Here is a 13415-nt window from a genome sequence, read left to right on the forward strand (position 1 = left end):
GCCCATGACTAACCACGACCTGCACTACACCCCGGACCCCGATGCCGACTCGATTTCTTCGGATGTGATTGGCTTCAACGGCATCCTGGTGTCCACCCAGATCCCGACCCGCGCCGATGGCAGCCTGGAACTGGGCGATATCACCCTGCAAAGCGAATGCACCCTGCAAGCCTTGAAAGTCGCCCTGGAAAAGGCCGGTAGCTCCATGGACCGGGTGATGCACCTGACCATTTATCTGACGGATATGGCTGATCGTGCCGCCTTCAACGAGGTCTACAAACGCTTCTTTGCCAAGCCCTGGCCCGTGCGTGCGGCGGTTGGCGTTGCCGCGTTGGCGGTAGACGGCATGCGCGTGGAAGTCACCGCGATGGCTGCTCAAGCCTGAGTGGGTGCCGGTCAGGCATTTCACAGCTACAATGCGCGCCTCAACCGTGACAAGCCTGACTAAAAAAACTATGTCCTTGCCCAAGCATCACCTGGAATTGCTCAGCCCTGCCCGCGATGTCGCCATCGCGCGCGAGGCGATCCTGCATGGCGCCGACGCCGTGTACATTGGCGGCCCGAGCTTCGGCGCGCGCCATAACGCCTGTAATGACGTGAGCGATATCGCGTCATTGGTGGAATTCGCCCGCCGTTATCACGCGCGCGTCTTCACCACCATCAACACCATCCTGCATGACAACGAACTGGAACCCGCGCGCAAGCTGATCCATCAGCTCTACGATGCCGGCGTCGACGCATTGATCGTGCAAGACCTGGGCGTGATGGAGCTGGATATTCCGCCCATCGAGCTGCACGCCAGCACCCAGACCGATATTCGCACCCTGGGCCGCGCCAAGTTCCTCGACCAGGCCGGTTTCTCGCAGCTGGTATTGGCCCGTGAGCTGAACCTGCAGGAAATCCGTGCCATTGCTGACGAAACCGATGCCGCCATCGAGTTCTTCATCCACGGCGCCCTGTGCGTAGCGTTCTCCGGGCAGTGCAACATCTCTCACGCACAGAACGGCCGCAGCGCCAACCGGGGTGATTGCTCCCAGGCCTGCCGTTTGCCGTATACCTTGAAAGATGACCAGGGCCGCGTCGTGGCCTTTGAAAAACACCTGCTGTCGATGAAAGACAACAACCAGAGCGCCAACATTCGCGCACTGGTCGAAGCCGGCGTGCGTTCGTTCAAGATCGAGGGCCGCTACAAGGACATGGGCTACGTGAAGAACATCACTGCCTATTACCGCCAGCGCCTGGATGACGTGCTTGAGGACCGACCGGACCTGGCGCGCGCCTCCAGCGGCCGTACCGCGCACTTCTTCCTGCCGGACCCGGAAAAAACCTTCCACCGTGGCAGCACTGACTATTTCGTCACCGACCGCAAGGTCGACATCGGCGCCTTCGACACCCCGACCTTCACCGGCCTGCCGGTGGGTGTGGTGGAAAAAGCCGGCAAGCGTGACCTGCAAGTGGTCACCCATGAGCCGCTGTCCAATGGCGACGGTCTGAACGTGCTGATTAAGCGTGAAGTGGTGGGTTTCCGTGCCAACATCGCCGAGCCTAAAGGCGAGTTCGAGGAAGATGGCGAGAAGCGCTATCGCTACCGCGTCGAGCCGAATGAGATGCCGGCCGGCCTGCACCAACTGCGCCCGAACCACCCGTTGAACCGTAACCTCGACCACAACTGGCAACAGGCGCTGCTCAAGACTTCATCCGAACGCCGTATTGGCCTGACCTGGGCTGCTCGTCTGCGCGAAGCACAGCTGGAAGTCACCGCCACCAGCGAAGAAGGCATCAGTGCCAGCGTCACCCTGCCCGGCCCGTTCGGCGTAGCCAACAAGCCGGAACAGGCGCTGGATACCCTGCGCGACCTGCTCGGCCAACTGGGCACCACCGAATACCATGCGACCGACATCCAACTGGATGCGCCGCAGGCGTTTTTCATCCCCAACTCGCAGCTCAAGGCCTTGCGCCGCGAAGTGATCGAAGCGCTGACCGCTGCTCGTGTGGCCGCTCATCCACGCGGTGGACGCAAAGCCGAAACCACCCCGCCGCCGGTCTACCCGGATGCGCATTTGTCGTTCCTCGCCAACGTCTACAACCAGAAAGCCCGCGACTTCTACCACCGTCATGGGGTGAAGCTGATCGACGCCGCCTTCGAAGCCCACGAAGAAACCGGCGAAGTGCCGGTGATGATCACCAAGCACTGCCTGCGTTTCTCGTTCAACCTGTGCCCTAAACAGGCCAAAGGTGTCACGGGCGTGAAGACCAAGGTCGCGCCGATGCAGTTGATCCATGGCGATGAAGTGCTGACCCTGAAGTTCGACTGCAAGCCGTGCGAAATGCACGTGGTGGGCAAGATCAAGGGCCACATCCTTGGTTTGCCGCAGCCAGGCAGCGCAGTGGAGCACTTCAACCCGGAAAACATCATTTTCCAGGGTACGCACTGACCCTCTGGGAGCGGGGCCACCACCAGCCCCGCTGTAACCCCGCGGCCGCCAGCAGAATCGCCGCCACACCCAGCCATTGCAGCCAACCCAGGCGGTGTCCGAAGGCGATCCAATCGACGAATATCGCCGCAATCGGGTAGATGAACGACAGCGCGCCGGTAATGGCCGTGGGCAGTTTCTGGATCGCGCCGTACAGCAACACGTACATCAAACCGGTATGCACCACACCCAGCGTCACCAATGCCGCCCAGGCATTGGGGGTGGCCGGCAGACTATTCCAAGGCACCATCGGCGCGAGTAACAGCGCGCCGGTGGTCACCTGGATCAACGCCATTAAATGCGGCGGTACTTCTTTCAAACGCTTGATGATCAGCGCCGCAATCGCATACAGGAACGCCGCGCCCAGCGCCAAGGCGATACCGGCCAGGTAATCGTCGCCGGTTTTGTGATCGCCATGTGCGGTGACAATCGCCAGCATCCCCAGGAACGCCACACTCAGCCACGCCAGTTTCTGCACGGTAATCCTTTCCCCCAGGAACAGCGCTGCGAGCATCACCAGCATGAACGGCTGCACGTTGTACACCGCCGTGCTGATGGCAATCGACGCGCGGGAATAGGATTCGAACAGCAGCAACCAATTGCCAACAATCGCCACGCCACTGAGCATCGCCAGGCCGAGCTTGGCCCAGGTCAGCAGCTCAAGGCGCAGGTAACCCAGCAGTGCGCAGACCAGCAACAGCGTCAGCCCGCCGATCACACAGCGCCAGAACACCACTTCGATCACCGACACGCCAGAGACCAGTACAAACCAGCCAATGGTGCCCGAGATCAGCATGGCGGCGATCATTTCCCACGACCCGCGACGGATGGATGTATCCATGATTGAAGCTCCTCAAGTGAGGCTCAATTATGGCAATCTGCTCAGCAGCGGCTCCAGCGCCTAAAAAAGGCCAAACCGCTGGATTGCCTTTACTTATTAGGTGAACACCATGATTGACACCATCGACCAGCAACTCATCGCCGCCTTGATGGATGACTCGCGCCTGTCCCTCAAGGCCCTGGCCGGCATTACCGGGCTGTCTTCGCCCAGTGTCGGCGAACGTTTGCGTCGTCTCGAAGAGCGCGGCGTGCTGACCCATTACACCGTCGACATCGACCCCAAGCATTTCGGCTACCTGCTGCAAGCCATCGTGCGCATCCGTCCGTTGCCCGGCAAATTGCAGGAGGTGGAACGGCAGATCCAGGCGATTCCCGAGTTCACCGAGTGCGACAAGGTGACCGGCGATGATTGCTTCATCGCACGGCTGCATGTGCGCACCATGGATCATCTGGACAGCCTGCTCGATAAGCTGAATGCCTACGCCGAGACCAACACCGCGATCGTCAAGAAAACCCCGGTGAAACGGCGTTTGCCGCCGTTAGGGGATGGGTGATTTGAGTCATCGCCGCAATCCATTGTAGGAGCTGGCTTGCCAGCGATTGCTATCTGTCAGTTGATACTTTTGTTGCTGACTCAACGCTATCGCTGGCAAGCCAGCTCCTACAGTTCGTTTTGCGTTGTCTACTCGTGCAGTGTTTTGGCCGCTGTCAGCAAACCTTGGAACTTGCGATAACGTGCCGCCAACACGGCTTGCTGCTTGGCATCCGGCAGATATCGCGCCTTCACCGACATCCCTGCCTGCAACAACCTCTCCCCCCGCCCGATCGACAGAAATCCCAGCTTCGCGGCGCCGATACAGGCGCTCAACTCACTGCCGTGCAACGTAAAAATCTCCCGCTGCAGGATGTTGGCCAGTAGCTGCGCCCAGTATTCACTGCGCGCACCGCCGCCCACCAAGGCACAGGCGCCTATGTCGGCGCCGGCCGATTGCACGGCGCGCAGCGCATCCAGCAAACCGAAACCCACGCCTTCCATCACGGCATAACCGAGCATCGCGGGTGTGCAGTCATGGCCCAGGCCCATGAAACCGCCGCGCAGCAGCGGGTCGTTGTGGGGTGTGCGCTCTCCGGCAAGGTACGGCAGAAACAACGGCGTGCTGAGTGGCACGGGTTGTTCGATCGGCAATTGTGCCTGCACCTGGTCCAGCAACGCCTGCTCATTCGCAGTGCCCGTCAGCCGTGTGACCCAACGCAGGCAACTGGCCCCGGCCAGCATGGCGCCCATGGTGTACCAACGGTTCGGCAGCGCATGGCAGAAGCTGTGCACGGCGCTGGCCGGGTTGCCGGCGGCGTGGTCGGTGATTGCGACGATGGCAGCGCTGGTGCCGAGGGTGATGAAGCCGTCGCCAGCGTTGATCGCACCAATACCGACAGCCGCTACCGGGTTGTCGCCCCCGCCGCCAGCTATCACGACGTCAGCCGACAATCCAAGGTCCATCGCCGTCAAACAAGCACTTGCAGCGCCGCCTTCAACCAGCCTTGGCATTTGTTCCGGCGCAAGGCCCGTCGCGCGCAGCATGGGCGCGAACCACTCGCGGCGTGCCACATCCAGCCACAACGTCCCCGCAGCGTCGGACATCTCGCTGATGCGCTCCCCACTCAGGCGCAACCGCAGGTAATCCTTGGGCGACAGTACACAATCAATGGCTCTGAATACCTCAGGCTCATGCTGCTGCAGCCACAACAGTTTCGGCGCCGTCAGCCCGGCCATGGGCAGGCTGCCGGTGATGTCGGCGAACTCAGGGCCCAGCTCCTCGGCCTCGGCGACCGCACGGGAGTCATCCCACAGGATCGCCGGGTACAACACGCGATCATCAGCCCCCAACAACACCGCGCCATGCATCTGCCCGGACAGGCCGATACAGGCCACACGGGCAAATGCCTCATGCAGGCGCAACTGGGCCAGTGCCTGCAAACAGGCCTGCCACCAATCCAGCGGGTCTTGCTCGGACCAGCCGATATGACGCCGCGACACGCTCAGGCGCACGCCGGCATGGGCCAGTACTGTACCGTCGAGGTCCATGAGAATGGCCTTGAGTTCCGAGGTGCCGAGGTCGATGCCGAGGGAAACGGGACTGCTCATACGGGGGTCATTCCAATCCATTACAGCCACATGAATTACGCCATTGCAGGGTCGGCGCCAGGCGCACACTCTGGGTCGGTGCGCCGGGTGAAGCCATGCGTTGCAATAACAGGTTCACTGCCTGGGCGCCGAGTGCCTGCACCGGCTGCGCGATCAGTGTCAGGCGCGGCACGAAAAAATCCGCCCAGTCGAAATCATCAAACCCCACCAGCGCCATGTGCGTAGGCACGTCGATCTGCGCGTCACGCAGGGCCTGCATGGCGCCGAGGGTCATCAGGTTGTTGCCGGCCATGATCGCCGTCGGCGGAAACGCCAAGCCCAGCAATTGCACAGTGGCCTGGCGCGCCGGCTCAGTATTGGAGCCGCCATTGACCAGCAGATCCGGATCAAACGTCAGGCCCGCCCCCTGCAATGCGGCGCGGTAACCGGCGACACGCTCATCGGTGGTGCTAAAACCTTCACGCCCGGCGATAAAGCCGATCCGGCGATGGCCATGGGCGATAAGGTGTTCAACCAGCACCTGGGTAGGCTGGGCATTCTCCACCCCAACCTGATCGAAGTGCTCACTCATCATGCGGTCCACCAGCACCGCTGGAATCTCGTTGGCGCGCAGATACTCCAGGGCCTTGGAGCCGTTGGAAGGCGCCAGCACAATCCCATCAACCCGCCGATGATGCAGCGCCGTGACCACCCGCAGCTCCTGCTCCGGATCATCATGGGTGTCGACAAACAGCATCATGTAGCCGTGCTGGGCGCACGCGGTTTCAATCGCGTGCACCGTTTCGCTGAAGTAGTGGTTGGACAGCGCCGAGATCGCCACGCCAATCGTGTTGGTGCTCGACCGGGCCAGCGAGCGCGCCAGGGTGTTGGGGATGTAGCCCAGCGCCTGGATCGCCTGCTGCACCGCCAGCACAGTGGCCGGGCTGACCTTGCGGGTGCCGTTCAACACGTGGGACACCGTCGACGTCGACACCCCCGCCCTGCTTGCCACGTCATCCATGGTGACCACGACGCTGTTCCTTCTCAGTGGATCAATGTTTGCTCGACCAACCGCTGTACGTAGCGACGTTGTCACGGGTGATCAGTTTTGGCGTGAGCAGGGTAACCGCTTCGGCCGGGGCTTTGTCATTGAGAATGTCATTGCCCACGTTCACTGCGGTCTGCGCCATGGCCCAGGGGTCCTGGCTGGACGACGCCTGGATCTGCGTCTCGGTCTTCAAGGCATTCTCGATATCCGGCGCGCCGTCCACCGAGGTGATGATGATGCCGCTGCGCTTGAGCTGCTTGGCCGCCAGGTCGCTGCCGATGGCTTGTGGGTCATTGATCGCGAACAGACCGTCGATTTTCGGGAAGCGCGTGAGGTAACCCTGCATCACGTTCAAGCCGCCTTCGCGGGAGCCTTTGCCGTCCTGGTCGTCGGACAGCACCTTGATATCCGGCGCGGCGGCCAGCGCGGCCTTGCAGCCTTTGACGCGGTCGGTCACGGCGGTGACTTGCGGGCCGTTCTGGATGATCACATTGCCCTTGCCGGAGAGCTTGTCCACCAGGTACTGGCAGGCCAGCTTGCCGGCTTCGACGTTGTCGGTCTGCACAGTCGCGTTCACGCCCTTGGCGTCCACATCCACGGCTACCACGACGATGCCGGCATCACGGGCTTTCTTGATCGCCGAGGCCATGGCAGAGGGGTCGACGGCGTTGATCAGGATCAGGTCGACCTTGGACGAAATGAAATTGTCGATCTGCGAAAACTGCTTGCTCAGGTCGTAGTCAGCCGACACCGAAGTGACCTTGACGTTGGGGTTGAGCTCCTTGGCCCGAGCGGTTGCGCCGTCGGCCAGGGTCACGAAATACGGGTTGCCCAGCGAGCCCATGCTGATACCGAGGGCCTTCAACTCACGGGCTTCGACGGCTTGGGACATCAAGGCAGCCAAGGCAATGACGGGAAAGATACGTTTAAGGTTCATGCGGGTCTCTCTTGTGATTGTTGTAGGAGTGAACTCAGGTCCGCGCACCGGACTGGCGATAACGATCCAGCGCCACTGCGCCAATGATCACGATGCCCTTGATGATGTATTGCCAGATATCCGACACACCCAACAGCACCAGGCCGTTGGTCAGCACTGCGATGATCAGCGCACCGATCAACGTGCCGCCGATGGTGCCGACGCCGCCGGTAAAACTGGTGCCACCGAGGATCACCGCCGCAATCGCGTCCAACTCATAGGATTGCCCCAGTTGCAGGCCATTGGCGGCAAACAACCGCGAAGCGCTCATCACCGCGCCCAATCCGGCCAGCGCACCGGACATGGCATAGACGAACAGCAACACTTTCCACACCTTGATCCCCGACAACCGCGCCGCTTCCGGGTTGCCGCCCACCGAGTAGATCTGCACGCCCATCACTGTTCGGCGCAGGATGAACCACGACAGCGCCACCACGGCCACGGCAATGATCACCAGCCAGGGCACGCCGAGTACCGAGTCATTGCCGATAAAGGCAAACGGCAGGTCCGGGTTGAAAACGGTTTTGTCATCCGCCAATAGCCGCGCCAGACCACGCATGGCCGTCAGCGCGCCGAGGGTGACAATAAACGGCGGCAGGCGCATGAAAGCGATCAACCCACCATTAACCAAGCCCAGCAGCAAGCCAAAGCCAATACCGGCAGCAATCCCGAACATGCCGAACTGCGGTGACATCGACGCCTGCAGCGCCACCACCGCCGAAGCGGCCAGGATCGCGCCTACCGACAAGTCGATGCCGGCGGTGAGGATCACAAAGGTCATGCCCGCGGCCAGCACCACGTTCACCGACGCCTGCTGGGTGATGATCGACAGGTTCTGCACCGTCAGGAAGTTCTCACTGGCCAGGGCGAAGCCCACCAGCAGCAGGATCAGCACGGGCAACATACCGACCGTGCGCATCAACTCGCGCGCGCGTTCCGCTTTACCTGTTGTTGCGATATTCAACTCAGCCATGGGCAACCACCTGATCGCCACCAGTGGCGAGGTCAATAATGCGTTCCTGGGAAATAGCCTGGCCGGAGGCGCCGCCGACTTCAGCGACGAGCTGGCCTTCGCGCATGATCAGCACGCGGTCGCAGGTGCCGATGATTTCCGGCAGCTCGCTGGAAATCACCACAATGCCGACACCGGCCTGGGCCAATTGATTGATGATGCGGTAGATCTCGGACTTGGAGCCGATGTCGACGCCGCGTGTGGGCTCGTCGAGGATCAGCACGTGAGGCTTCACCTCCAGCAGTCGCGCCAACAGCACCTTCTGCTGATTGCCGCCGGACAGCGCGCCGACATTGACCTTGCCTGAGGCCACGCGAATCGACAGCGACTTGATCGCGTCATTCGAACGCTGCAAGGCATGCCCGCGATCCAGCACGCCACCGGCATGCGCATCCGGCACACAGGCGCAGACGTTGATGTTGTCCGCCACGCTCATGTCGAGGAACAGGCCCTGGGCCTTGCGGTCTTCGGTGAGGTAGACCACGCCTGCGCGGATCGCATCCGCCGGGGTGCGCAGTTGGGTGACGGTCTTGCCGACCACTTCCAAGGTCCCCGAGGTGCGGGGGTCAGCCGCAAAGATCAGCCGCGCCAGCTCGGTGCGCCCTGCCCCGACCAGCCCGGCAATGCCCAGCACCTCGCCGGCATGCAGGTCAAAGCTGCACTGGCGCACGCGCTTGCCGTCGGCCATGTCGCGCACACGCATCACCACGTTACCGGGGTTATACGCCGCGTGTTCCTTTTTGTAGAAACCCGACAGGTCGCGGCCCACCATCATTTTTACCAGCACTTCGGCCGACAGCGCATCGCGGGTCAGCTCGCCGATGTATTGGCCGTCACGCAGCACCGAAACGCGGTCCGATAACTCGTAGATCTCGGCCATGCGGTGGCTGATATAGATGATTGCCAGGCCCTGGCTGCGCAGTTGCTTGATCAGCGCGAACAACCGGTCGGTTTCGCGGGATGACAATGGCGTGGTGGGCTCATCCATCACCAGGATCTTGGCGTGGGCGTGCAGGGCGCGGGCGATCTCCACCAACTGGCGCTCGGCAATCGACAGGCTGCTGACCCGTGTCGCCGGGGTGAATTCGGCGCCGAGGCGTTGCAGCACCTCGATGCACCCCGCTTCCATGCCCTTGCGGTCGATGGTCCAGCCACGCCGCAGTTCGCGGCCCAGGTAGATGTTCTCGGCCACGCTCAGGTTGGGGCACAGGCTCAGTTCTTGATAGATCACGGCAATGCCAAGGGCTTTTGCGGTGGCGGGGTCGAAGGTCGGAATGCGTTGACCGGCAATGCGGATTTCACCGCCGGGGTCGGCTTGATAGGCGCCGGAGAGGATTTTCATCAGTGTTGACTTGCCGGCGCCGTTCTCCCCCATCAAGGCGTGAATTTCGCCGGGGTAGACCTTCAGGCCGACATTCTTGAGCACACGCAAACCGTTGAAGGTTTTGCTGATGCCCTGCATTTCAAGCAAGGGTTCAAGGCTCATGGATGAGCTCCTGGTTTTATTATTTTTGTCTTCAGTGAGCCGACTCTAATGTAGAAACATTTCTTTACGCAAGCGCTTGCTTGAGGGTTTTTGTGCTTGAAGAAACGTTTCATCAAGCCAGTTTGTTGAATAGGCACACAAAGCATCGATTTTACCGTTTGTCTGCTATTGTCCAAGGACCTCATCTCCTCCTCATCGCCCCCCAGCGATCTTCTGCGAGCATGCTCTGCGCCATTGTCGGTTGACGATGGCGGGCCTGAACGTCACGGAAAGCCAAAGCGATGGACAAACCGTTACCCGAACAGCCGCAATCGCGCGCCGAAAAGATCGTCGAGTTCAAGCGACAGAAAACCCTGCTCAAGACCGGCGCGCTGCAGGATGCCATCTTCAACAGCGCCTACTTCTCCAGCATCGCCACCGATGAAAAAGGCGTGATCCAGATCTTCAACGTCGGCGCCGAACGCATGCTTGGCTATGCCGCCGCCGACGTGGTCAACCGCATCACCCCAGCCGACATCTCCGACCCCGTCGAGTTGATCACCCGCGCCGCCGCCCTCAGCCTGGAACTGGACACGCCCATTACGCCGGGTTTCGAAGCTCTGGTGTTCAAGGCTTCCCGCGGCATCGAAGACATCTACGAGCTGACCTACATCCGCCAGGACGGCAGTCGCCTGTCGGCCATGGTTTCGGTGACCGCCCTGCGCAACCGGCATGACACCATCATTGGCTACCTGCTGATCGGCACCGACAACACCGCGCGCAAGCAGGAAGAAGCCGAGCGCAAAGGCTTCGAGCGTGCGCTGGAAGAAAAGAACCTGGAGCTGGAACACGCCAGCCACATGAAGTCTGAGTTCCTCGCCACCATGTCCCACGAACTGCGCACGCCGTTGAATGCGGTGATCGGTTTTTCCGAGGCGCTCAAGGACGGCTTGGTCGGTGAAATGAGCGAGACCCAGCGCGAATACATCGGCGACATTTTCACCAGCGGCCAACACTTGCTGTCGTTGATCAACGACATTCTCGACCTGTCCAAGGTAGAGGCCGGGATGATGGAACTGGAGCTGGAAAGCGTTGAGTTGGCGGGCCTTTTGGCCAACAGCCTGCTGATCGTGCGGGAAAAGGCCGCACTGCAACGTATCCAATTGAAGCTGGAATGCCCCGACAACCTCGGCCACTTGAAACTGGACCTGCGTAAGACCAAACAGATCGTCTACAACCTGCTGGCCAACGCGGTGAAGTTCAGCGAGCACGGCAGCTCGGTGACGCTGACGGTGCGCCAGGTCAGCCGCGAGCAGGTCGGCCAGATTCCTGGCGACTGGCCGGTGTACCGCTTTGCCTTGCCCGAAAGCCTGTACCCACAATTCCTTGAATTGAGCGTCAGCGATACCGGTATCGGCATTGCCGAGGACGATATGGGCAAGCTGTTCAAGGCGTTCAGCCAGATCGACAGCAGCCTGGCACGCAAATTCGAAGGCACGGGACTGGGGCTGGCGATGGTCAAGCAACTGGCCGAGCTACACGGTGGCAGTGTCGCGGTGGCCAGCCGTGAAGGCTGTGGCGCTCGGTTTGTCGCATGGTTGCCGCTGCATCGTGAGCCGGAGGCGTCGTGGCCGAGATCCTGATCGTTGAAGACAATGAGGCCAATATGCGTCTGGCGCGTCTGCTGCTGGTGAACGCCGGCCACACATCGCTGTGGGCACCTGACGCCGAGACTGGCCTGACCCTGGCCCGCGAACAGCAACCGGCCTTGATCCTGATGGACATTCAACTGCCGGGCATGGACGGTCTGGCGGCCACGGCATTGATTAAACAAGACCCGCTGACCGCGCATATCCCGGTGATCGCCCTGACGGCCATGGCGATGAAGGAAGACCGCGAGAAGACTCGGCTGGCCGGTTGCGACGCCTATATCATCAAGCCGCTGCGTTACAAAGAGTTATACCAAGTGATCGACACCTTGCTGCAAAAGCCCAACAGTCCCCTCACATGAGTCCGCTCCATGGCCAGCCAACCCGCAACGTTGTTGATCGTCGATGATGAGCCCCAGGTGCGCAAGCTCCTGGAGACCTTGCTGCAACACGAGGGCTACCAGACGATCTGCGCGAGCAGCGGCGAAGAGGCGCTGCAGGTGGTGGCGCAACAGGCGCCCGACCTTATCTTGCTGGACATCATGATGCCGGGGATGGATGGGTATGAGGTGGCCAGCCAACTGAAAAGTGACGACGCCACGGCGGGTATTCCGATCATCATGCTATCGGCCCTCAGTGATGCTGGCGCGCGCGTCAGCGGCCTGGAAAGCGGTGCCGAAGAGTTCCTCAGCAAACCGATCGAGCGTATCGAACTGTCCTTGCGCGTGCGCAACCTGCTGCGGCTCACCGCTCATGGCGAGCGGGCGGATAATATACGCCAAGCCCTGCAACCCGACGTCGACCGTCGGGACCTGGAAAACGCCCTGCGCCAGGCCGTGGAGCGCAATGAATTCATCGTGCATTACCAGCCCAAAGTCGAGCTTGCGACGGGCCAGCTTTGCGCGCTTGAGGCCCTGCTACGTTGGGACCGACCGGGGCATGGAGCCGTGTCCCCAGCGGTGTTCGTACCCGTGTTGGAGAGCCTCGGCCTGATCGTAGCGGTGGGACGCTGGGTGATCGAAGCCGTTTGCCAACAGATTGGCGCCTGGCAACGCACTGCCATTGGCGCTGTGGAGGTATCGGTCAACGTTTCCGGCCATCAACTCATAGAGGGCGACCTGATTGCCGATATCGCGCGCATCCTGGCGCAAACCGGCGTCGAGCCGCACTGGCTGGAAGTGGAACTGACCGAAGGCTCGTTGATGGAGAACACCCAGCACACCATCGCCAGCCTGCAACGCTTGCACACCATGGGCGTGAAAATCTCCATCGACGACTTTGGCACCGGCTATTCAAGCCTGGCGTACCTGCGGCGTTTTCCCATCGATACATTGAAGATCGACATCGCGTTTATCCGCGAAGTCACCAGCAACCCCCAGGACGCCGCGATTACCCGCACCATCATTGAACTCGCCCACAGCCTCAACCTGCGGGTGGTCGCCGAAGGCGTGGAAACCCAGGCGCAATTGGCGTTCCTGAAGGACGCCGGCTGCGATCAGATCCAAGGCTACCTGTTCAGCCGGCCGTTGCCGGTGGCAACCTTGGAGCGGCTGCTACTGGAGCGTTCAGAGACTCCGTGAAAGCTCCTCGCGCAGGCACTCGATCAATCCTCGGTGGGTCGCTGAGTGACCCCGCCAACGGTTGGAAGTGAAACCCTTTGTGGTGAGTAGGTTTACTCATGGTGAGTGGACTTCCCGTGGTGAGCGGGCTTGCCCCGCGCTGGGCTGCGTAGCAGCCCCCATAAAGACACCGCGTTGCTCCAGGTATAAACGGGTATCCGGTTTTGGGGGGGGGGGGCCCCCCCCCCCCGGGGGGGCCCCCCCCCCCCC

Annotated in this window: 12 protein-coding genes; 6 read left to right on the plus strand and 6 right to left on the minus strand. The window is 61.3% G+C overall.

What is annotated here, in order from left to right; translation table 11 throughout:
* Positions 1-4 precede the first annotated feature (4 nt).
* On the plus strand, positions 5-385 hold the full coding sequence (locus tag WH299_RS25030) for a RidA family protein (protein ID WP_339551597.1): 381 nt from the start codon (positions 5-7) through the stop codon (positions 383-385).
* Between the two features lie 70 nt (positions 386-455).
* Entirely contained in the window at positions 456-2435 is a 1980-nt protein-coding gene (locus WH299_RS25035) for a peptidase U32 family protein (RefSeq protein WP_028616141.1), read from the plus strand.
* Here the strand turns inward: WH299_RS25035 and WH299_RS25040 are convergent.
* Positions 2413-3315 carry a DMT family transporter gene (locus WH299_RS25040; protein WP_122727019.1) on the minus strand — a complete coding sequence of 301 codons (903 nt, stop codon included), beginning with the start codon at positions 3313-3315 and terminating at the stop codon, positions 2413-2415. The two genes, WH299_RS25035 and WH299_RS25040, sit on opposite strands and share 23 nt — an antisense overlap.
* Positions 3316-3424: 109 nt before the next feature.
* Between WH299_RS25040 and WH299_RS25045 the strand changes: the two genes are divergently transcribed.
* On the plus strand, positions 3425-3868 hold the full coding sequence (locus tag WH299_RS25045) for an Lrp/AsnC family transcriptional regulator (RefSeq protein WP_122727017.1): 444 nt from the start codon (positions 3425-3427) through the stop codon (positions 3866-3868).
* A gap of 128 nt (positions 3869-3996) precedes the next feature.
* Here the strand turns inward: WH299_RS25045 and xylB are convergent, their stop codons facing one another.
* From xylB to WH299_RS25070, 5 genes are read right to left on the minus strand one after another with little or no spacing between them, the layout of a single operon-like run.
* Positions 3997-5457 (minus strand): xylulokinase, encoded by a 1461-nt coding sequence (xylB, locus tag WH299_RS25050; protein WP_339551598.1) that lies wholly within the window; start codon positions 5455-5457, stop codon positions 3997-3999.
* Between the two features lie 7 nt (positions 5458-5464).
* Positions 5465-6466 carry a LacI family DNA-binding transcriptional regulator gene (locus WH299_RS25055; RefSeq protein WP_323623618.1) on the minus strand — a complete coding sequence of 334 codons (1002 nt, stop codon included), beginning with the start codon at positions 6464-6466 and terminating at the stop codon, positions 5465-5467.
* A 22-nt stretch (positions 6467-6488) separates the two neighbouring features.
* The gene (locus tag WH299_RS25060; protein ID WP_028616135.1) at positions 6489-7421 is read right to left on the minus strand and encodes an ABC transporter substrate-binding protein; all 933 of its coding nucleotides are present in this window, start codon (positions 7419-7421) and stop codon (positions 6489-6491) included.
* A gap of 34 nt (positions 7422-7455) precedes the next feature.
* Positions 7456-8433 carry an ABC transporter permease subunit gene (locus WH299_RS25065; RefSeq protein ID WP_068933179.1) on the minus strand — a complete coding sequence of 326 codons (978 nt, stop codon included), beginning with the start codon at positions 8431-8433 and terminating at the stop codon, positions 7456-7458.
* Positions 8426-9958 carry a sugar ABC transporter ATP-binding protein gene (locus WH299_RS25070; protein ID WP_339551599.1) on the minus strand — a complete coding sequence of 511 codons (1533 nt, stop codon included), beginning with the start codon at positions 9956-9958 and terminating at the stop codon, positions 8426-8428. The genes WH299_RS25065 and WH299_RS25070 overlap by 8 nt, the downstream gene beginning before the upstream one ends.
* 281 nt (positions 9959-10239) lie before the next feature.
* Here WH299_RS25070 and WH299_RS25075 point away from each other — a divergent pair, with 281 nt between their 5' ends.
* Genes WH299_RS25075 through WH299_RS25085 form a run of 3 tightly spaced genes read left to right on the plus strand, consistent with a single transcriptional unit; the run spans position 10240 to position 13166 of the window.
* Positions 10240-11580, plus strand: a complete 1341-nt coding sequence (locus WH299_RS25075) for a sensor histidine kinase (protein WP_122685089.1) — start codon at positions 10240-10242, stop codon at positions 11578-11580.
* Positions 11565-11948: a response regulator gene (locus WH299_RS25080; protein WP_028616131.1), complete on the plus strand. Its 384-nt coding sequence runs from the start codon at positions 11565-11567 to the stop codon at positions 11946-11948. The genes WH299_RS25075 and WH299_RS25080 overlap by 16 nt, the downstream gene beginning before the upstream one ends.
* A 9-nt stretch (positions 11949-11957) precedes the next feature.
* On the plus strand, positions 11958-13166 hold the full coding sequence (locus tag WH299_RS25085) for an EAL domain-containing response regulator (RefSeq protein ID WP_339551601.1): 1209 nt from the start codon (positions 11958-11960) through the stop codon (positions 13164-13166).
* Positions 13167-13415 lie beyond the last annotated feature (249 nt).

This window comes from Pseudomonas sp. MYb541, assembly GCF_037479595.1.
Classification (GTDB): domain Bacteria; phylum Pseudomonadota; class Gammaproteobacteria; order Pseudomonadales; family Pseudomonadaceae; genus Aquipseudomonas; species Aquipseudomonas canadensis.